We start from the raw sequence: 20,434 nt of genomic DNA, 5'->3' as shown, positions 1-20,434 counted from the left end.
TCAAAAACCTCCTGGTATTACTACTTTGGTTCGCGGTCTTGAGCAATTTGAATCCACTTTTTTTGGCTGGAAACTCGCTCTGGGCAAACTTGTGTGTACACCGTAGCCTACAAGGAGGAGCCACTGCTTTGCGCGGGTTCCCCGCGTTGTAGCAAGTGGCGTAGAGGCTTTAATTTTCCACCTTCCCTCGCAGGGAAGGGGGTTAGGGGGTTAGGTTTTACGTTAGCTTTTCCACATAACGTGAAAAGTCAGCGTTCAGTCGAATACCATCGCCTCATCTGGGGAGTAGTCCATTCTGACAAGTGTAGGTTTTTGACCAAGCAATGAGTAATGAAAAAATAATAATTTCATCAACCCTTACACCCTCATATCCCTACACCTATGAGCCACTCCTCAGCAAAACTTTAGAACCCAATTTCAATAGTCAAGCTGCGAATCTTACCTGTATCCGCCTCAGCCTTATCTGCTACTTCCAGAGTCCAGTTTCCTTGGGGACTTTTACCGTGAAAAGCAGTTAGCCTTGGTGTATTCACCTCATCGTAAGTTTGTTTGATATCATCTGCACCTCCACCTTTGCGATCATGGAGAATTATCGGTAATACACTAGTTTCCATAGGGGGTTTGAGTGTAACTACCAAGTCACCAATGTAAGTATGTTCAATATCTACCTCAACTTTGATAGATTTGATGGGGTTGGTATTAGCGATCGCTAAACTGAGTTGAGATGTTTGCAAGTCATTAATGGGGACATCTTGCACTGCTTTGAAGATACTTACAGGTGCAGGATGTTCTGGTAGTGCTAATTCCACAGCCTTGAGTGCATTGATCCGCCCATAACCGTAGAATGGGCTACGTCCATCAGCATCATATTTACCACTAACTGGATCAATGCGATCGCATGAGCGTTTAATGATGTCTCGTACCTCATCCCAACGCAGATTTGGATTGCGGGAGAGAATCAAGGCGACAACACCAGCCGCACCAGGACAGGCACTAGAAGTTCCACCGAAACTGTTGGTGTAATTACCAGCTTGATCACCGAGATTGGTATTACCGGAATTATAGCCCAGTACACCAGAGCGATCGGCTGTCCAAATACCAGGAGTTTGAGAAGGGTTGCCATTATTGCTAGGGAAAGCACACCAGACCGCTTGACCAAAATCGCTGTAAGCGCTTCTAGTGCTGAAGTCGTTACAAGCCGCTACAGCTATTACCTTGTTGTAGCTGGCATAGCCGTCATTATCTACACTTTCATTGCCATTACCTGCGGCAAATAAAATTACACACCCTTTACCATTACGCCCCTTATTGATGGCATAGTCCATCGCCAGTCTTGTGGAATCAGGTAGAGGCACTTTCTGCTTGTGTAGAGGGTCTTTGTCATCCCACCACTTACCATCTGGTGGCCCCCAACTACAAGAAATGACATCCGCACCGTTTTGAGCAGCCCAAACAAAAGCGTCTGCTTCATCTTGTGAACCCAGGGATGAAACGAAACGAATCGGCATCAACTTAGCCCCAGGCGCGACACCAGAAGCCCCAAAGTTGCCATTACCACAGGCTACACCTGCACAGGCTGTACCATGATTATCTCTGTTTCCTGGTGTGGGAAAGTTGGTTTTTCGCGTCACATCTCTGGGAGCCACAATCTTACCAGAGGAACGGAACTCTTCATGGTCAACATCTACGCCATCATCAACAATGGCAATAATTGTCCCCGTACCATCGCTCAACTTCCACGCCGCTTCAACATTGGCATGGGCATTGATAGTCTTACCATTAATGGTGGTTTGCTTGAGATGCCATTGCTGCGGAAACACCTGACGCTGCCTCAATTCTCGCACTAATTCAGGATGGCACAATTCCACCGATGCCTCGTTGAGCAACCTTTCGGCAATATCAAAGATGGCTAAACCAGTATGGGGGGGTGCGCTGACAAAGTAGGCATTCCGGGCGTATTCCAGTTGACGTTTAATCGTTAAGCCGTAGCGTCCTAAAAGTTCTTGGCAGACGCTAACATCTTCTTCGTGGTCAAACTTCACAAAGAGGTTTTCAGTATAAATTATCGGCTGCCTACTGATGGGGTCAATCAAAACACGTCCAGCAAATTCCACCTCCGGTTCTTGATTGAGAATTTCCCTGGCTGTGTCACGCAAAGCAGCATCCTGACTCGATTCTTTAGCTTGGAGAACTTCTACACCCGCTTGGCTGAACCGAGTTGATAAATCAAATTGATTGAGGATGCTACGGGCTTGGGGTGAGACAGAAGCAACTTCAAACGGTCTATCACTGACAAGCGCACTACGGCTTTCGGTACGAACTACAATGTGATTATCACTAATCACCAGTTCATACTGTTCACCGTTCTGACCACCATAGCGAACCTGAACCATACTTAATCTCCTACTATTAAGTTGATACTTAGCCTCTGTATTTTGTGTGTAATTTTATAGTCAAGTCACACATAAGACGCAGATGAGAAAGAATTTTCTGTTGATACAAGCTATCAATCTAGCTTTCCAGAATCGAGTTTGTGGGAATTACAAATTTATGTGAACGGCAACTTATTCACATCTCCTGTTGTCTAATTAATTTGTAATTATTTAGTCATTAGTCATCAAATTCTCTTCTCCCCCTGCCCCCTTGCTTATTATCCTGCCCATTTTCAATTTATGAGAGGAAGTTACTAATTACCGGAAATCATTAGAATTTAAAAAGAATGATTTATTTTCCCACTGAATTATTTTTACAGGCGTACTCTCTACCTTTAATTGCTGAAGTGAGACCCCAAAGAGACTACTTTATTGAGTATCCCCAACAAATTTGTGTTGGCACAGATCCAAGTGTCTTCTACAATCGCCAGTCTGGGTACTACGCCGCACACTACAAACAAGCCAAGACCACGCCATCTAATGCAATTTTAGTACTGAATGAGGGTGCAGGGGCAATTGCTATTTTCCCCGGCGAACCCAATCAAGCAATTCAGGACACTGCTAACACAGATACATTGAGTCCAGTCTATACCTTACAAAATAACGGAACCCTTGCTGTACCTACTGGTATGGTGTTCATTCGCTTTGGTGGAGACGTTGATATTACATCACAACAAGCTGCTATCAATCAAGCTGGTTACGAATTAGCACAAACCCTAGCCTATGCCCCTAACGCTGGTTGGTTACGTGCCAAAACAGGTAAAATTGCTGATGCTCTCACGGGAATAACTCAACTAATAGCCATACCTAATGTGGAGAGTGTAGAACCACAAATGCTGATGGAAAGGCAACTGCGTCAGTTCTAGGGAATAGGAAAAAATTACAAATTACCAAATGTCTATCTCAGGTATGAAATGAATTCATAACTAAAGATAGTCGTAATCATAGTTAATATTAGTTAGACTATCTCAATGTGTGTTTCCTAATTAAAGACAAAATTCCCAATGGCGAGTATTGGGAATTTTTTCAGTATCTAATTAACATAGGTTAGTAACGCTATGAAAGCAAATGAACTTCTGAAAAACTACGCTGCGGGTGAGAGAAATTTTACGGCTGTTAACTTAAGTGAGGCAAACTTAAGGGGAGCCGATTTGAGTGGAGTCATTTTCGATCAAGCTATCTTAGATGGATCTGATTTGAGTAATACTAATTTGACTCACAGTAGTTTAATAGAAGCAGACTTAAATGGCGCAAATTTAAGCCATGCTAACCTCACAGGTAGCAACTTAGGTGGTGCAATTCTCGATGGTGCAATTCTCGATGGTGCAATTTTAGATGGTGCTAATTTGAACCAGGCTGATTTAACAGTTGCGAAACTAATTCAAGCTAATCTAAATGAAGCGGAGTTACACGAAGCAAACTTACAAGCGGCAAATCTCGATAGAGCCGATCTCAGTGGCGCAGATTTAACCGTAGCAGACTTGACACAGGCAAATCTCAACCAAGCTGATTTGAATCAAGCGAATTTAAACGGCGCAAATTTAGAAGGAGCCAATATAGAAGGCACAATTTTAGATGAATAGATGATTCATATTTTACGCGGCGTGCAACTTTCTCTCGAACCTAACCCCCAACCCCTTCCCTTGTAGGGAAGGGGAGCAAGAATTAAAGCCTCTACGCCACTTGCTACAACGCGGGGAACCCGCGTTGTAGCAAGTGGCTCCTCCTTGTAGGGGAGAGGTACCCTGCGGGAAGCAAGCTATGGAGAGGGGTTTCAAGGATAAGTCGCACATCGCGTTATTTTACAATCTTCGGTAATATCGCTTACCAGTTGACAATTATATGTAGAGTATTAGTCCTTAGAACACTATCATTCCACATCAGAACAGGAAAGTTCTCGTTTGAAACATAAAACTTTGAGCTTAAAACAGGAAAATTTTCGTTTGAAACATAAAACTTTGAGTGTAAAACAGGAAAATTTTCGTTTGAAACATAAAACTTTGAGCTTAAAACAGGAAAATTTTCGTTTGAAACATAAAACTTTGAGTGTAAAACAGGAAAATTCTCGTTTGAAACATAAAACTTTGAGTGTAAAACAGGAACGTTTTCGTTTGGAACATAAAACGTTGAGTTCTGAACAGGAAAATTCTCGTTCAGAACATGAACGTTCGAGAATGAAACATCAAAGTTGGAGTTTGAGCGCAGGCGGATTTAAAAATTATTATGATGATTCTGGCTCTGAGTTTCAAAGCTCACGTAAATACGCCAAGTTTTACTTTAAACCAAGTCAGTTCGTTTGCTAATCCTTGGACTTTTGGCGCTATTTGTGGTTTTGACTACGAAACTATTGCTTGATAGCGACCAAGGGCAATTAAAGGAAAGTAATGTTGATAGTAGTGATACTTCAAATAAAAGTGACAGGGGAAACCCGTCCCGGTAAAATATGCCTCAAACCAACTACCGTCAGGCTTTTGTGTAGAGACGAGATAGTTAACTCCCCGTTCCATAGCATCATGGGCAAATTTACCCGTAGCTTCTCCGGCGGCGATTAACCCAATTAACGCCCAAGCCGTCTGGGATGGTGTACTGTCGCCTTTACCTTTCAGACTGGGGTCGTTGTAGCTAAAGCAAGTTTCACCCCAGCCGCCATCAGGATTTTGACAACTGACTAACCAAGTAGCCCCTCGTGCAATCTGCTGTTGATATTTTTGCGGATTGATTAAAGCTAAGGCGCAGAGAACGCCGCTAGTACCGTAAATGTAATTCACGCCCCAACGCCCAAACCAACAGCCCTCTGGTTCCTGTTCATTTAAGAGATAGGTCAGCGATCGCTCCAAATTATGGGAATCTATGGATAAGTTACAAGCGCCCAACATTTCTAATACTCTGGCGGTGACATCAGCCGTGTTGGGGTCAATCATGGCTTTTAAGTCGCCGTAAGGTATGGCATTTAGCCAATCTTGATCATTATCAATATCAAAAGCAGCCCAACCGCCTGGTTTACATTGCATGGATGCAATCCACTGGAGAGCGCGATCGCAGGCTTTCTGTTTTAATTGTTCATTAGGGAGTTTAGCCGCATCAAGTGCCATGACGACTACAGCTGTATCATCTACATCTGGGTAAAAGCGATTTTCAAACTCAAACGCCCAAGCCCCCGGTGTACCTTGGGGATTTTTGACTGTCCAATCACCATAATCAATAATTTGCTTTTGTAATAACCATTCTCCCGCCTTGACTATCGCCGGATGGTCTGGTGCAATCCCAGAGTCAACCAACGCCCGGATTACCCAAGCGGTGTCCCACACAGGCGACACACAAGGCTGGATGCGGTAATAATCTTCTGTTTCAATGGCGAAGTTATCCAAGGCTTGAAACCCCCGGAGGACAACGGGGTCGTTGGGATCATAATCTAGCGCGCGCAAAGCTAACATTGAATTAAGCATGGCGGGAATAATGCCCGCCCAGTCGCCTGTGGCTTCTTGACGTTCTATAATCCATTGTTCGGCAGCTTGGATTCCTTCTGCTCGAAAAGGAATGAAATTTAAACTTTCCGCCAGCTTGAAGCCTTCATCTAAAGTTAGAAATAAATCAGTCCAATCACCACTGCGGGGTAATTCGTAGCGGACGTTTTCTACGCCTTCGGTGTACAGTTCATCAAGGGTGATATTTGGGTTAACTTGATAAATAGGTTTGCGGTCAAAGACAATCAAAAGTGGGACTGTGCTGGAACGCGCCCAACTGGACATCTCATAAATATTCACTGGGAAATCCTTGGGTAGTAGCATCACCCAAGCGGGGAGGGAGGGAAGACCACGCCAGTTGTAACAGCCGATAAGTGCAAGGTGAAACTTGGTAAAAATGCGGGTTTTACTGATACCACCACGCCCCAGAATAAAATTTCGCGCCCGCATCATCGCGGGGTCGCTTGCGGGTACACCAAGCAATTTTAGTGCCATGTAGGCCTCAACCGATACGCTAAGTTCCCCTCCATCGCCATAAAATAATTCCCAGCCTCCTGTTTGCCGTTGCTGCGATCGCAGGTAAGCTTCTACTTTATGGAGAGGTCTGGTTTTATCTGTTCCCCAAATCTTATGGAGTAGAACAGCCTCAGATGTGATGCTGACATTAGATTCCAACTCCGCCCACCAGTAACCAGCCGGATTTTGTAGTGATAGCAGATATTTTTGGCTAGAAGCGATCGCCTCTGCAAGCGGATTAACTTGTACGCTGTCTTGTGTTTGCATTAAATACTACTCACCCTTCACACTCAACATTTAATCATGAACACAGCAGTAATGAGTAATGAGTAATGAGTAATGAGTAATGAGTAATGAGTAATGAGTAATGAGTAATGAGTAATGAGTAATGAGTAATGAGTGGTGAGTGGTAAGTGGTAAGTCATTCTATGATGTAATTAGTTGCTATATGTAGGAGCAGACAAATTCAATCACATCGCTGAGTCCTTGTTGAGTTTTTAAATTAGTAAAAATAAAACTTTTATCACCGCGCATTTTTTTTGCATCTCTTTCCATAATGCTTAAATTTGCACCGACATAAGGCGCTAAGTCAGTTTTATTAATTACTAATAAATCAGATTTGGTAATTCCTGGGCCTCCTTTGCGGGGAATTTTATCACCAGCAGCCACATCAATCACATAAATAGTCAAATCTACTAATTCCGGACTAAAGGTAGCGGCTAAATTATCTCCACCACTTTCTAAAAACACTAAATCCAAATCACTAAAACGCTGTTCTAGTTGTTCAATTGCTGCCAAATTCATGGAAGCATCTTCCCGAATCGCTGTGTGGGGACAACCGCCAGTTTCCACACCTAAAATGCGATCGCTTGTCAAGGCTTGAGAACGCACCAAAAACTGAGCATCTTCCTGAGTATATATATCATTTGTCACCACCGCCAGTTTATAGCGATCGCGCAATGCTTTACACAAAGCATCCACCAAAGCTGTTTTTCCCGAACCCACCGGGCCTGCTACCCCAACACGAAAAGCATTCATAAATCAATAGTCTTGCTAATTCTTCAACTTCTAAACAACCTTGTATATTGCGTTTCATGCTGCATACTGGCTAAAGATAAACCCCAACTACAACAACTGAGTTCGTCATCCTTTAAAGACATAATTTCTACTGTGGCATGACTAATTAATGGTTGCAACTGAAGTAATAATTCTTGTCCTGCTGTTTGTCCGAGGGGGATGATTTTTACCCCAGCAGTAATTAAATTATTTGCCCAACTATGCAGATATCCTAATAAGGCGACAGAGATATTAATTTGCCAATGAGCAGCAACAATTCCAAAAGCGATCGCATAATTACAAGGATGACCCACAGCATTGGCTAAAGGTAATATTTCTGGTTGTATTTTACCAAGTAACTGCATGAGCGATCGCCCCATCTGCCAGCTAGAGTTGCGTAATTCTTGGGTTTCCCGCGCCGCAGATAACCACAGATTCCAGTAGCGTAACCTTTCCAGATCACCAGTTGTTACAGCCTGATTAGCTCTCACCATCACAGCCGCTTCTAAACGAATTGCCCCATAAGTTAGTTCCGCCTCTAACCATTGTTTCAGAGTTTTTTGATTAGCGATCGCACCATTTTCTATTAGTGTTTCCAATCCTTCAGAATAGCTGTATGCTCCCACAGGTAAAGCAGAACTAGCTAGTTGTAAAATTTGTAAAAAATGGCTATCAGTGAGCGTGATGGTGTCCATAAGCACCCAATTCTGGCTGAAAGGGGAGAACTTCTTCAGTAATTTCCAACCCCATGTGTTCTAACATTGTACGTAATACTGTATCAGGTGATAAGCGTAAATAAGCCGGGGTAATTTCCACAGCTACATGACGATTACCTAAATGATACGCTGCCCGCATTAATAAAAGTGGGGTTTGGGCAACCACAGTTAACACTGGTTCTGGTTTAGCCGCAATTCTGATTAAATTACCATTAGTTTCGTCTTGAAGAATATCCCCATCCCGCAGAACTGTACCTCTAGGTAAACGCAGAAACACAACCCTACCATCTTCTGTCTCAAAACGGTGACGACTACGACAACGTTCTTCTGCGGAAAGTGGCAAAGTCAAAGTAACTGTTACATGAGGATTCGGTGGTTTCAGTTGCGTCAAAGTCAGCATAATCAATAAAAACGGTTTTGTGTCAAAGTATATACCCAACACAAAACCCAATTACGAATTACTAACTATCAATTACTTAAGTCCATTCCAACCAACCTTGATAACCTGTAACAATCCGGTTCCCATCTTTGAGAATATGAACCTCTATTTGATCACTAGCCCAGGTAATTTTATCTGCAAAGGCGGGATTAAAAACACGAACTTTTTGATTTTTGGAGGAAACAGGCGAATCGGGAGAGTTAATTGCTAGAGATTCGACAAAAGGCCCGTCAATCAAAATATCGAGTTGTTCTAATAATGCTTGAGAACCAGGGGGAGCAGATTCAGACTCTAGTTGTTTTAAGGTGAACCCTGTAAAGGACATGACATTTAAACCAGCAGCTTTCAGCTTCCGAGCTAATTCCGCCAATGCTGTTGCTTGATAAAACGGTTCTCCACCAGAGAATGTCACGCCTTGATTTTGAGGTTTACTCAAAATTTGCTCAACCAGAGAATCTACAGAAACTAGTTGGTTAACTTCAAACGTCCAGGAATCAGGGTTAAAACACCCTGGACATTCACGGGGACAACCTTGTACCCAAACTACTGCACGACAACCAGGGCCATTAACCTCTGACTCATCAATGTAACCCATAATGTTGAGATAGCCAGGGGGAATCTCTGGAAGTGTAATAGATTGCTTGGTTGACTGAGTTTCCATCTTTTTCTCCTTGGAACCATACTTGTTAACTATTAGGACTTACGTAGGAATTTTTTTGTTTTGATGAGAGTTTAAGGTTGTGAGGGAAAGAATGATTTACCCCCATACCCCTAATTTATGGGAGCGCAACGCACCGGAATTTTTGTGGCATAGTGAATTGTGTCAGCTAGTGCTTTGAGGATATCAACACTAATACGTTTAAGTTGGCGCATAGCGTGAGGAACGGATTCAATGGGATTATTTCCTCTAGCATCTAATTGTCGAACTAAAACACGGGAGCGAGTAGGAACGTTTAGTTGAATTTCATCAGGATGCAAACGCTGTATATGTTGGATGTAAAGTTCTACCATTTCCGTTGTCCAGGGAGATAACACCATTGTTTGAATAGCGAGATTCCCTGGATATTCCCCTCGAAATTGCTCGATACCTGCTAGGATGTGCGGTAAACTAATTGTCGCTACAGGTTGGTTAATGCGCTGCAATTGATTTGACGAAATAGCATCTAATTTAACAGCAACAGTGTCTGCTGATTTCAACGCATGACGTACTGTAGTGTCCCTCAGTGATGTACTGTTGGTTAAGACTACCGTTGGTCGTTGTGTTATCTGCTTGGCGATCGCCAAAATTTCCTCTAAATTTAATGCTAAAGTAGGTTCGCCACTGCCACTGAGGGTGACAACATCTACTTGATCATAAGGCGCAAACCCTTGCAAATCCTCAAAAAATTGGGTTGTCGGTACGAAAATCTGACGCTGGGTGGTATGTGCTTGAATCTGTCCTAATTGACAGTAGACACAGTTGAAGGAGCAGGTACATACATCCCCAATGGGATCTATTCCTAGAGAATTCCCAAATCGCCAGGATTTGACAGGCCCATACACAGAGGAACACCGGGAACTTTTTGTTGATTGTATAGCACTCATATTTGTTCTATCACTGTAGGGGCGATCGCCTGAGACTCATAAGCAAAAATTTATAGCCATAACATGAGGAACTTGTGAGGCTAGTACTATCGTGGAGGCGGAAGTCAAAAGGTGTGTATATCAAGATTTGCGCTTGTTTTACCGAAGTAAAAAAGGATACATTTTCCTAAATTTATTTATGAGGATTGTTAATATTGAATTTTTGATTGAGTGCGTTCGCGTAGCGTTTCGTAAAGAATCGACGTGACCTGGTAGCTTTATTTACGCCGCTTTTAGTGGTATGGCAAGTTAACTTTGCAGAGTGTAAAAAAATTTGTGAACCATCAAAACTCTTCGCTTACTCCCTGATCCCCACTCCCCAGTCTCTTATAGTCTCTGTAACAAATGTACGTTATAGTTGTGAATAATTATTGAACCGGTTATTACTAATTTAGTTATTTTGACCAAGTTTGGGAGCATTCCCTTTTGGAAAAAAGACCTGGCGATTAGAAATCTCGGCAATACAAACGAAGTCCGGGTTCGGGGAGCTTGTCCGTAGGCTGATGAGGAATTAGTTTGTATCTCCCCAGTCTTCTAGTCTATTGGCATAGCGTGCGCCTTAGCTCAGGAAGATTCACCAAAACATGATGCACCAGTTTTCACTAAATTGATGAGATTTTGATAATTTTTTTAATTATTTTGTCTTTTTTTTTAATTTGCTCTTTAACTTGATAATATGCTTATAGATTATCAACGAACCAAAATTTTATTAATTGATAATTCTTTAGAGAATTGGTATTCTTTATCAATTTTTTTTTCAGAGTCAGATTATTTATTACAACGAGTTAATACTGCTAAAATCGCAATTAGTAGCATTTGCAAATTAATGCCCGATTTGATTTTTATAGATAGTTCTATTGATAAAATAGATGGGCATTATTTTTGTCAACAATTAAAAGCTGAAACCAAAACTCAGCATATATCTATTATCTTGTTAACTTATATAGATCAGCTTTCGGAATATAATAGTTATTTTCAATTAGGTGTATCTGACTTTATTAGCAAGCCATTACGAAAAGAAGAATGCTTTCTCCGCGTCAAGAATCAATTAATCATTCAAGATAAACATAAAGAATCAATAAAAATACATCATCAAATAGGTTTAAAAACTGATAAATCAATATCACTGAATAGTACAGCAAAAGACATTGTTATAGGCAATAAACAAGAATGCTGTTTTCAATTACCAAAATTTAACAATGAAGAATTAATTAATCAGTCATTCAATAGAATGGCAACAGTAGATATAAATAGCAATATCATAAAACAAAACAGACAGCAAAAAGAATTACAAATCAATACTATCAAGCTCTGCAACCATAATTTAGTATTAACAAAATTGGCAAAAAATCAAGTACTCTATCAAAGAAACTTAAAAGCAGCTTTCGCAGAAATTACAACTGCTGCTGCTGAGAATCTGGGTGTAGAGCGAGCAAGTATCTGGTTGTATGACGAAACAGCTACTAAAATTCAATGTTGTGACCTATTTGAGTATAGTCGCAATCACCACCGCGAAGGATTTTTTTTATCAGCAAAAGATTATCCAGCTTATTTTCAAGCTTTACATCAAGATGAAGCGATCGCCACAGAGGATGCTCACACAGATCCCAGAACCAAAGAATTTTCTCAGACTTATCTCGCTTCATTGAATATCACTTCTCTGCTGGATACACCAATTCGGCTAGGAGGAAAAACTGTAGGAGTTTTATGTTTAGAAGCAGTGGGATTACCTCATCATTGGACACCAGAAGACCAAAACTTTGCTCGTTCTTTAACTAATTTAGTGTCCTTAGTCTTAGAAGTGCGAGAACGTCAACGTGCAGAAGCAGCACATCGAATTTCCGAACAAAAATTAGCATCAGCCTTTAGAGCATCCCCTGACCCCATCGCTCTTTGTACTTATCCAGAAACGCGTTACATCGAAGTGAACGATAGTTTTTGTCGCTTATTTGGCTATTCTCGTTCTCAAGTCATTGGTAACACTGATAAAGAATTAAATATTTGGTTAAATCCACAAGAGTGTAATTTTATCTCCCAGATCCTGGAAAAAGCAAAGGCAATTCGCAACCATGAAGCTGACTTTCTCACTAGTAATGGAGAAATCAAGACCGCACTGTTTAGTGCAGAAATGATTGAAATTGATGGACAAAAATACATTCTGGGTACAGCTAAAGACATTACAGAACGCAAGCAAGCAGAAGCAGAAAGTCGTTTATTACTCTTAACAACTCAGGCGATCGCTCGCGCAGTTGATGTTAAAAGTGCCTTAACGCTAGTATTACGGGTAATTTGCCAAACCATTGGCTGGGATTTTGCAGAAGCGTGGACACCTAGTCGTGAATCTCATGTTTTAGAACATAGTTTGGTCTGTTACTGTGAAGAAAACAGTTTAGAAGAATTTTGTCACCAAAGCCAACATCTGAAAATTGCTCCCGGTGAGGGACTACCAGGAAGAGTTTGGCAAACCAAGCAACCAGAATGGATTGAAGATGTTTCCCAGCTAAAACAACCACAATTTCTGCGATCGCCACAAGCAGCAAAAGTAGGCTTAAAAGCCGGTTTTAGTATTCCCATCATTGCCGGGAGAAAAGTATTAGCTGTTTTGGTATTTTTTAAGTGCAGTCCAGTTCCAGTCGATAAGCGCTTACTCATGCTCTTAGGCGCTATCGCTACCCAACTAGGTGGGTTAATTGAACGCAAACTGATAGAAGCTGCTCACAGAAACAGTGAAGAACGTTTACAACTAGCCTTAGAAGCCAGTAATTTAGGGTTGTGGGATTGGAATATCACTACAGGTAAAATTTATCGGGACTGGCAGTGGCAAAAGATGTTGGGTTATGCAGAACAGGACATTGAAGATGAAGAAATAGCAATCAATGAATTAATACATCCTGAAGATTTAGCCCTAGTCAAATCAGCGATCGCCTCTCACCTGCAAGACCTTACTCCCGTTTATGAAATGGAGTTGCGGATGCGTTGCGCCTCTGGGGAATGGAAATGGATACAGTCTCGCGGTCAGATTGTGGAACGCGACGAACAGGGTGAGCCTCTGCGGATGACAGGTACTCATAAAGACATTACAGAGCGCAAACGCGCTGAAGAAGCCCTCCAAGAAAGCGTAGAAAGAGAAAGAGCGATCGCCCAAGTCATTCAAAGAATGCGCCAGACACTAGATTTAGAAACGATATTTGCCGCCACAACCGAAGAATTAAGACAAGTCCTCAACTGCGATCGCGTTGTGGTTTATCGTTTCGATTCCCACCAGAATGGCAAATTTGTCGCCGAATCTTGGGGGAAAGATTGGATTTCTCTGATAGAAGAACACAAACATCACACCCATCTGGCAAATACCCAAGCAGAAAGTCATTGTATTGCCAAACTGTTAGAAATCACAAATAATCCACAGGTTAACCCAGGCTCCACTTTTTTTTGTGTTCCAGATATTTACCAAGCTGGATTCGATTCTTGTTACATCGAATTTTTAGAACGCTTGCAAGCAAAGGCTTACATTATCGTCCCCATATTATCTGGTGATCAAGTGTGGGGATTATTAGCAACTTACCAAAATTCTGGCCCTCGTCAATGGAAAACTGGCGAAATTAATATCGTAGTTCAAATCGGCAATCAGTTAGAAGTTGCTTTGCAGCAAGCACAACTGCTGACACAAACCCAAAGACAATCACAAGCATTAGAAGCAGCTGTAATCGCCGCCGATGCAGCTAACCGAGCCAAAAGCGAATTTCTCGCCAACATGAGCCACGAATTGCGGACACCACTCAACGCAATTTTAGGCTTCACCCAAATCATGAGCCATGACAAAACTCTGTCGAAAGAACACCAAAAGAACTTAGCAATTATTAACCGTGCTGGAGAACATCTACTCGACTTAATCAATGACATTCTGGAAATGTCGAAAATCGAAGCAGGCAAAACAACATTAAATATTAATACCTTCGATTTAATTCATTTACTAGATAACTTGCAAGAAATGATGCAAGGCCGTGCAAGCGCCAAGGGTTTACAACTTAAATTTGAATATGCAGCAAATACAGCGCGATATATCGAAACAGACGAAAGTAAACTACGTCAAGTCTTGCTCAACATTCTAGGCAATGCCATCAAATTTACCGAAACTGGCAGTGTGATATTACGGGTGAAGTTGGGAACTGAAAAAGAGGCAAAGGGAGAGGAACTAGGGAGCAGAGGAGCAGAAATTTACCCAATCTCCAATCCTCAATCCTTGATCTTCGAGGTACAAGACACTGGTATCGGCATTTCGTCTGATGAAGTGAGCTTGTTATTTGAAGCCTTTGGACAAACAGAAACCGGAAGGAAATCACAACAAGGTACAGGATTGGGTTTAGCTATTAGCCGTAAATACGTGCAACTGATGGGAGGTGATATTAGTGTTAGTAGTACTGTGGGGATGGGAAGTACATTTAGCTTCGCCATAAAAGTGGGTTTAGGTTCTTCGAGTGAAATTCTACATCAACCAACTGCACGCTCAGTCATTGGTTTAGCTCCGCAGCAAGGAGAATACCGCATCTTGGTAGTGGATGATGTGGCAGATAGTCGGTTGTTGCTAGTGAAACTCCTGACATCTGTTGGCTTTGTAGTCCGGGAAGCTAAAAATGGTCAGGAAGCTCTTACTCAATGGCAACAATGGCATCCACAGTTGATTTTTATGGATATGCGAATGCCTATCATGGATGGTTATGAAGCTACAGGTTTAATTCGCACCCATGAAAGCGAAAATCAGGCGACAATTCCCAATCCTCACACAATTATCATTGCATTGACTGCTCACGCTTTTGAAGAACAACGTCAGGCAATGCTCCAAGTTGGCTGTGATGATTTGATTAACAAGCCTTTTTCAGAAGAACAAATTCTACAAAAGCTCAATCAATATCTAGATATACAATATGTTTACCAAGAAGATAATTCTCAAGCACTAAAAACTAGGGAAAAAATCTTCTTATATGATGATTTGTTGCCTTTGCTCTCTGCATTACCAAAAGAATTGGTAACACATTTATATAATGCTGCTGCTCAATGTAGCGATGACCTGATTCTAAATTTGATCGAGGAAATTTCATCAGAAGATACAGCTTTAAAAGAATATTTTGTGGACTTAGCTCATAATTTCCAGTTTGAAAAAATTATGGAAATAGTTACAATAATTAAAGATAATTCGTAATTACAATTATAAGTTACGAATTACACTTAAATCTGGTTTGATTAAGGAGTTAAGTAATCCCCACAACTGCAAATCAGTAAAATCAGGAATAGCCATAAATGCACCGACTTCTTGCAAAACTCTGGGGTCGTGAGTGGAGGCGATACCAACAGTACTAATACCCGCAGCAACTGCTGCACGAATTCCAGAGGGAGAATCTTCTAAAGCGATCGCCATTTCCGCTTGAATCTCCAACTCGCTTAAAGCAGCTTGATAAGGTGCTGGATCTGGTTTACCTGCTAAACAATCATCAGCTAGGATGATTTTATCAAAAGCGTCTGTTATCCCCAAAGTCTCCAACATAAACTCTGCATTTAATCTCGGAGCATTAGTGACTAAAGCACGTTTTAATTCATATGCTTCTGTCCAAGCTATCAATTCGCTAAATCCGCTTAATGGTTGAAGATAGGCGGCTAGTTGCCGAAAAAGTGCTTCTTTTTCATCTGCAAATTTGATACCTTCGGCTGATGATAATTCCGGCAGAATATCCTTAATAATTTCTGGATTTAATCGACCACTAATTCGGGATTTGTAAAATGTTTCATCAATTTCTATACTGTATCTCGACAACATTTGTTGCCAAGCTTGGTAATGTATAGGATCAGTATTGACAATAGTACCATCCAAATCAAAGAGAATTGCAGCTAGCATGATGATTAGGCAAGATGTAAATAATTGTTAACTTAATTTACATAGTTTACATTGTTTTGTGTCCTTAAGTCATTGTTGCTAGCTTGGAAATAGAGGCTAGAGAACAAATAATGGATAAGTTAGCCAATTTCATCCCCCCTGCAATTTTAAATTTGCGTTAGCGTAGCAGACGCAGCGCAGCGAGTATGTTAGATTTTTCCATCCAAAATCTAAAATCTAAAATTTCCCCGTCCCCACTCCCTAATATTTAAGCAAATGGTAGCCGCTACAAAGTTTTTTCGTGTTGATCATTTGTCGGTACAAATTTACAAATCTGAAACCGACATGGCTGAGGATGTTGCAACGATTGTACGCGAGTATTTGCAATCCGTACTGCAACAAAAAGATACAGCTGCTGTATTGTTGGCGACAGGAAATTCTCAGCTCAAATTTTTGGATGCGTTGATTGCTTTGGGTGATGTAGATTGGTCAAAAATCACCTTGTTTCATTTAGATGAATATTTAGGAATTACGGCTGATCATCCTGCTAGTTTTCGCCGCTATATGCAGGAACGTGTAGAAAAGCGAGTTATCCCCCGACAATTTCACTATATTAAAGGTGATACCTTGGAACCTTTAGCAGAATGCGATCGCTATACTAAATTACTGCAAGCACAAGCAATCGACTTGTGTTGTCTTGGTATCGGTGAAAATGGACATTTAGCTTTTAATGATCCATCTGTAGCGAATTTTCAAGACCCTTACAGCGTCAAGCTGGTAAAACTAGATCCAATGAACCGCCAACAACAAGTCAATACAGGTCAATTTCCCAATCTGGATAGTGTTCCTCAGTATGCTTTTACAGTGACATTGCCGTTAATATGTTCAGCTAAAAAAATATTCTGTCTAGCTCCAGAACAACGTAAAGCGCAAGTTATAAAACAAATGTTACAAGGGTCAATTAGCACAAATTGTCCAGCTTCTGTTCTCCGCCAACAACCACAAGCAACTTTATTTTTGGACATGAATTCAGCTAACTTGCTATATTCCTGAGCATCCCTATGCTCTAAATAACTGGGCAAGAATCAAACTAAGTTACACAATGTAAAATTAATTAAATTAGCTCATAGTCAGAGCTACCCTACAAGAACAGCCCTTTTTTAATGACTAAACTCCTGACTACACCCCTTTAATTATTTAGTGTAGGAACGTAAAGATGTAAGGCTTGAAGGAATGATCCTTTTTTCATTGATTTGAGATTCATCACTCATTCCTTTATTAAAAACTTTCACTTGTCAGCCCTGTAGTTCCACCTTGGCAAAGGAGAACGGCACAACCGGGTGTAAATATATTGCAGCTTCACAAAGAAACGATAGACAAGTTTATAATTAACTGCGATTTATAAAGAATTTGTATAGCTTTTATTTAAGAAGTTTAATAAAACAGTCATTATATTATTATAACATTGTCCACTTTCCGAGAAAATAAGATAAGTCGAGGAGCTATGTTGAAACAGCTAAGTCTTGAAAAAGTTAGCTATATCCTTATATTTTTATCTTCAATTTTTGGACTTTTTATTCTAAGTTTTGTATTAATAAATTTCACTAATTATAGTGGCGATCAAATTAACGATGCCTACAGAGTGATGGCAATATGGGATGGCAAGTGGCCTACCTTAGGATCAGGGCCTACTGCCTGGTCAGGACTGGTGGGAGAATTTTATCTACCACCTTTATATTACTATTTAGTGTTTCCTTTTACTGCATTGACTGCGGATTTATCTGCTCAAGCAATGCCAAATGCCCTGCTTACTTTATTCTCCATTCCATTACTCATTTTAACCAGCTATAAACTTCTGGAAAATATTGAACATAATAAGAGGTTATTTTTATCAGCATTAGCAGGATTTTGGTACATTTGTCTATTTCAAAATATTGTCATGAGTACAGGAAATAGCTTGGCGGGAAATCCTGTATCAATTACCTTTTTCCTGCTTTGTTTTGTATTGCTGTACACCTATCAAATGGAAGGTAAGCTATCTCCAACTTTAGAATTGCTATCTTGGATAGCTTACGGTCTTGTGTTGGCAATAATAGCCAATTTACACTTCTCTCCTTTGTATGTAATGCCAGTAGTTTTTATTATTACCGTCATTTTTTATATATCTAGGAATTTCCAGGAAAAAAGAAGATGGATATTATCTGGTGTAGCTGCCTTCACTGCCATACTGGCTATGACACCATACTGGATCGGCGAAATTGGCAGAAACTGGATAAATACAGCGAGAATTATCTCTGTAGTGACAAAATCAAGTGGTGGAAAAGAATATGGAATTGCGTTCTTGTCGAGATTTAAGGCTATATTTAACGGTTATTTCGGATTAGGTCAAGAAGTATATTTTATTGGTGAATCTTGGAAAAGTTTATTAATTTCCATCATATTTCTTTCTTTAGTATTATTTATAGGAATGTTTAAATTCCGAGGAAATCGGATACTTTTGAATGTCCTGTTGTTGATTTGGTCGATTTTTCTATTGGCTTATTCTTCCACAGACATGGAAAAAACTTATAACCCTACATTTTATAAATTATTAATTTATCTAGCTCCTATTATTTTCACTATTTGCAGTTTAGCTTATCTAAATTTTCCTAAAAGAATTAATCAATTCCTTTCAGTTTTTATCATTGCTTGTATAACAATTTCTATAGTAATTAATCTTAATTTTCATCATACTTATATAAACAGTACATCGGGTATTCCCAGAGTTCTTAGTACGCGTGATGTAGCAGATAGTCTTAGAAAATTGCCTGAAAAATCAACCCTTTGTCAACCTAACGGAAATTATCGAAATCTTAGAAACGATGAGTATATTGACCGTTATATTACTAAACGAAGCTTAAATTTTATTCCTAATTGTCAAGCTGGCTTTTATATTATTCATCCCAAATATGAATCATTAGGAAACTATAAAATTAAAAAAACTGGTGAGTTTCCTCAGGAACTAGAAAAGTATCAAAAAACGTCTAAACTGACTACAGAAACTCCTCTATATTATGTTTATCTCCTGTCAGATAGCTAAAAAAATACCTTTTAATGAGTTTATTTTGGCTATTCTTAATGGTAAGCCGTCAAACGTTCTGGAGAATTATTGTTTCGTAGTGGTGATTTCATCCATTGGAAAGCTACAAAATTTAATAATAAACCAATTAGAAACAATAGCACCATTAATGTAATTTGATACCAAATTACCTGTGGGAGCAGCATATCTAATAATAGATGTATGAAGTTTAAAACGCTATAGACTATAGTCAATCCAAAATGTACTACTCTATAGCTTTTATTTTCAGTGAACACAGTGGCAATGATTGCCAACATCGGCAATATAAAAAAGCCCAACATCAACCACATAATTCCTGAAATTTCATTAATAGTTGTGGCTTTTTGAGATTCAATTACACTCAAACCGTGGAAAAGCGGCATTAAAGCCAATTGGGTATGAAACAATGTTCCCAGAAGAAACACCATCCACAGAGCCACAATTTTTGTTTGATAATTTGTTGCCATATTCTTTAGCTAGCTCCTTTTGCCATTAAAGTTATTTTTAAGAGTGATATAACAGTAAAAATATTCACTCATGAATCGTAACTCAGCACTGCTAAATAGCTAAAGCTTATAACCAATTTGGCGGAGTAAATCTTGACGTGCCTTCACATCCTCACTACCTTCGATTCCTTTGGGTAAAAATCCATCAATTACGCCAAGAATACCTCTTCCTTGCTGTGTTTCAGCTACAATCACTTCTACAGGATTAGCGGTAGCGCAGTAAATTTTACAGACTTCAGGACACTGCTTAATAGCATTGAGGAAATTGATTGGATAGGCTTCTTTGAGTAGAATTACAAAACTGTGACCTGCACCAATAGCCTGAGCATTCTTCGTTGCGATATCTTGTAGAGTACGATCGTTTCCTGCAATTCTAATGAGACAAGGGCCTGATGCTTCACAGAAAGCAATGCCAAATTTGACCTGTGATGATATCCCTACCATAATTTCGTACAGGTCTTCTACGGTTTTGATGAAGTGGGTTTGTCCCAATATGAGATTACAGTCTTGGAGAATTTCGATGGTAACTGATTTTAGTTCCATATTTAAGTTCACCTCTTAGGGACGTCCAGATAAAAAAATATCCAAGTAGGTAGGGTGCGTCAGTATGAATAATTTCCCTGTACAGCTAGGTTTTCTCGCAAGTAGCGCACCCTACTAACCGTCAATTTGCAATAATCTATTTTTTGGTGTTCCCTTAGCAAAGTATCCTCCTGATC

Annotated in this window: 16 protein-coding genes; 6 read left to right on the top strand and 10 right to left on the bottom strand. The window is 40.2% G+C overall.

What is annotated here, in order from left to right; all coding sequences use genetic code 11:
- Nucleotides 1–404: 404 nt before the first annotated feature.
- Complete coding sequence (locus H6G18_RS03215; RefSeq protein ID WP_190405634.1) at nt 405–2,393, bottom strand: S8 family serine peptidase; 1,989 nt, start codon at nt 2,391–2,393, stop codon at nt 405–407.
- A 326-nt stretch (nt 2,394–2,719) separates the two neighbouring features.
- On the opposite strand from H6G18_RS03215, the gene H6G18_RS03210 reads away from it, so the two are divergent.
- From H6G18_RS03210 to H6G18_RS03200, 3 genes are all read left to right on the top strand, one after another.
- Nucleotides 2,720–3,298 (top strand): hypothetical protein, encoded by a 579-nt coding sequence (locus H6G18_RS03210; RefSeq protein ID WP_190405633.1) that lies wholly within the window; start codon nt 2,720–2,722, stop codon nt 3,296–3,298.
- Between the two features lie 192 nt (nt 3,299–3,490).
- The gene (locus tag H6G18_RS03205; RefSeq protein WP_190405632.1) at nt 3,491–4,015 is read left to right on the top strand and encodes a pentapeptide repeat-containing protein; all 525 of its coding nucleotides are present in this window, start codon (nt 3,491–3,493) and stop codon (nt 4,013–4,015) included.
- Between the two features lie 318 nt (nt 4,016–4,333).
- Nucleotides 4,334–4,735 (top strand): hypothetical protein, encoded by a 402-nt coding sequence (locus H6G18_RS03200; protein WP_190405631.1) that lies wholly within the window; start codon nt 4,334–4,336, stop codon nt 4,733–4,735.
- A 33-nt stretch (nt 4,736–4,768) separates the two neighbouring features.
- Here the strand turns inward: H6G18_RS03200 and shc are convergent, their stop codons facing one another.
- The 6 genes from shc to H6G18_RS03170 all read right to left on the bottom strand — a co-directional run bounded on the left by shc (nt 4,769) and on the right by H6G18_RS03170 (nt 10,207).
- A complete protein-coding gene (shc, locus tag H6G18_RS03195; protein ID WP_190405630.1) occupies nt 4,769–6,679 on the bottom strand; it encodes a squalene--hopene cyclase in 1,911 nt (636 codons plus the stop codon).
- A 177-nt stretch (nt 6,680–6,856) separates the two neighbouring features.
- Nucleotides 6,857–7,450 (bottom strand): urease accessory protein UreG, encoded by a 594-nt coding sequence (gene ureG / locus H6G18_RS03190; RefSeq protein ID WP_190405629.1) that lies wholly within the window; start codon nt 7,448–7,450, stop codon nt 6,857–6,859.
- A 23-nt stretch (nt 7,451–7,473) separates the two neighbouring features.
- Entirely contained in the window at nt 7,474–8,163 is a 690-nt protein-coding gene (locus H6G18_RS03185) for an urease accessory protein UreF (RefSeq protein ID WP_190405628.1), read from the bottom strand.
- Nucleotides 8,141–8,584, bottom strand: coding sequence for an urease accessory protein UreE (gene ureE / locus H6G18_RS03180; protein WP_190405627.1), 444 nt, complete (start codon nt 8,582–8,584; stop codon nt 8,141–8,143). The genes H6G18_RS03185 and ureE overlap by 23 nt, the downstream gene beginning before the upstream one ends.
- A gap of 76 nt (nt 8,585–8,660) precedes the next feature.
- The gene (locus tag H6G18_RS03175) at nt 8,661–9,284 is read right to left on the bottom strand and encodes a 4Fe-4S single cluster domain-containing protein (RefSeq protein WP_190405626.1); all 624 of its coding nucleotides are present in this window, start codon (nt 9,282–9,284) and stop codon (nt 8,661–8,663) included.
- 110 nt (nt 9,285–9,394) lie between these two features.
- The gene (locus tag H6G18_RS03170) at nt 9,395–10,207 is read right to left on the bottom strand and encodes a radical SAM protein (RefSeq protein ID WP_190405625.1); all 813 of its coding nucleotides are present in this window, start codon (nt 10,205–10,207) and stop codon (nt 9,395–9,397) included.
- A gap of 715 nt (nt 10,208–10,922) precedes the next feature.
- On the opposite strand from H6G18_RS03170, the gene H6G18_RS03165 reads away from it, so the two are divergent.
- Nucleotides 10,923–15,443, top strand: a complete 4,521-nt coding sequence (locus H6G18_RS03165) for a GAF domain-containing protein (RefSeq protein ID WP_190405624.1) — start codon at nt 10,923–10,925, stop codon at nt 15,441–15,443.
- A gap of 6 nt (nt 15,444–15,449) precedes the next feature.
- Here H6G18_RS03165 and H6G18_RS03160 read toward each other — a convergent pair whose 3' ends face one another.
- A complete protein-coding gene (locus H6G18_RS03160) occupies nt 15,450–16,133 on the bottom strand; it encodes an HAD family hydrolase (RefSeq protein WP_190405623.1) in 684 nt (227 codons plus the stop codon).
- A gap of 255 nt (nt 16,134–16,388) precedes the next feature.
- On the opposite strand from H6G18_RS03160, the gene H6G18_RS03155 reads away from it, so the two are divergent.
- On the top strand, nt 16,389–17,165 hold the full coding sequence (locus tag H6G18_RS03155; protein WP_190405622.1) for a glucosamine-6-phosphate deaminase: 777 nt from the start codon (nt 16,389–16,391) through the stop codon (nt 17,163–17,165).
- A 451-nt stretch (nt 17,166–17,616) separates the two neighbouring features.
- The gene (locus H6G18_RS03150; RefSeq protein WP_190405621.1) at nt 17,617–19,191 is read left to right on the top strand and encodes a hypothetical protein; all 1,575 of its coding nucleotides are present in this window, start codon (nt 17,617–17,619) and stop codon (nt 19,189–19,191) included.
- A gap of 35 nt (nt 19,192–19,226) precedes the next feature.
- Here the strand turns inward: H6G18_RS03150 and H6G18_RS03145 are convergent, their stop codons facing one another.
- Nucleotides 19,227–19,676, bottom strand: coding sequence for a hypothetical protein (locus tag H6G18_RS03145; protein WP_190405620.1), 450 nt, complete (start codon nt 19,674–19,676; stop codon nt 19,227–19,229).
- A 99-nt stretch (nt 19,677–19,775) separates the two neighbouring features.
- On the bottom strand, nt 19,776–20,258 hold the full coding sequence (locus H6G18_RS03140) for an adenosine-specific kinase (protein WP_190405619.1): 483 nt from the start codon (nt 20,256–20,258) through the stop codon (nt 19,776–19,778).
- Nucleotides 20,259–20,434 lie beyond the last annotated feature (176 nt).

The organism is Anabaena subtropica FACHB-260 (assembly GCF_014697105.1).
Taxonomy (GTDB): Bacteria; Cyanobacteriota; Cyanobacteriia; order Cyanobacteriales; family Nostocaceae; genus Trichormus; species Trichormus subtropicus.
Note: the sequence above shows the minus strand (reverse complement) of the source record. Positions and strands in the feature narration are given on the sequence as shown.

Coding starts and splice junctions, on each gene's coding strand:
- ureE (WP_190405627.1), bottom strand. CDS start 8,584: ATGCTGACTTTGACGCAACTGAAACCACCGAATCCTCATGTAACAGTT.
- H6G18_RS03155 (WP_190405622.1), top strand. CDS start 16,389: ATGGTAGCCGCTACAAAGTTTTTTCGTGTTGATCATTTGTCGGTACAA.
- H6G18_RS03185 (WP_190405628.1), bottom strand. CDS start 8,163: ATGGACACCATCACGCTCACTGATAGCCATTTTTTACAAATTTTACAA.
- H6G18_RS03215 (WP_190405634.1), bottom strand. CDS start 2,393: ATGGTTCAGGTTCGCTATGGTGGTCAGAACGGTGAACAGTATGAACTG.
- H6G18_RS03140 (WP_190405619.1), bottom strand. CDS start 20,258: ATGGAACTAAAATCAGTTACCATCGAAATTCTCCAAGACTGTAATCTC.
- shc (WP_190405630.1), bottom strand. CDS start 6,679: ATGCAAACACAAGACAGCGTACAAGTTAATCCGCTTGCAGAGGCGATC.
- H6G18_RS03175 (WP_190405626.1), bottom strand. CDS start 9,284: ATGGAAACTCAGTCAACCAAGCAATCTATTACACTTCCAGAGATTCCC.
- H6G18_RS03210 (WP_190405633.1), top strand. CDS start 2,720: ATGATTTATTTTCCCACTGAATTATTTTTACAGGCGTACTCTCTACCT.
- ureG (WP_190405629.1), bottom strand. CDS start 7,450: ATGAATGCTTTTCGTGTTGGGGTAGCAGGCCCGGTGGGTTCGGGAAAA.
- H6G18_RS03205 (WP_190405632.1), top strand. CDS start 3,491: ATGAAAGCAAATGAACTTCTGAAAAACTACGCTGCGGGTGAGAGAAAT.
- H6G18_RS03160 (WP_190405623.1), bottom strand. CDS start 16,133: ATGCTAGCTGCAATTCTCTTTGATTTGGATGGTACTATTGTCAATACT.
- H6G18_RS03165 (WP_190405624.1), top strand. CDS start 10,923: ATGCTTATAGATTATCAACGAACCAAAATTTTATTAATTGATAATTCT.
- H6G18_RS03170 (WP_190405625.1), bottom strand. CDS start 10,207: ATGAGTGCTATACAATCAACAAAAAGTTCCCGGTGTTCCTCTGTGTAT.
- H6G18_RS03150 (WP_190405621.1), top strand. CDS start 17,617: ATGTTGAAACAGCTAAGTCTTGAAAAAGTTAGCTATATCCTTATATTT.
- H6G18_RS03145 (WP_190405620.1), bottom strand. CDS start 19,676: ATGGCAACAAATTATCAAACAAAAATTGTGGCTCTGTGGATGGTGTTT.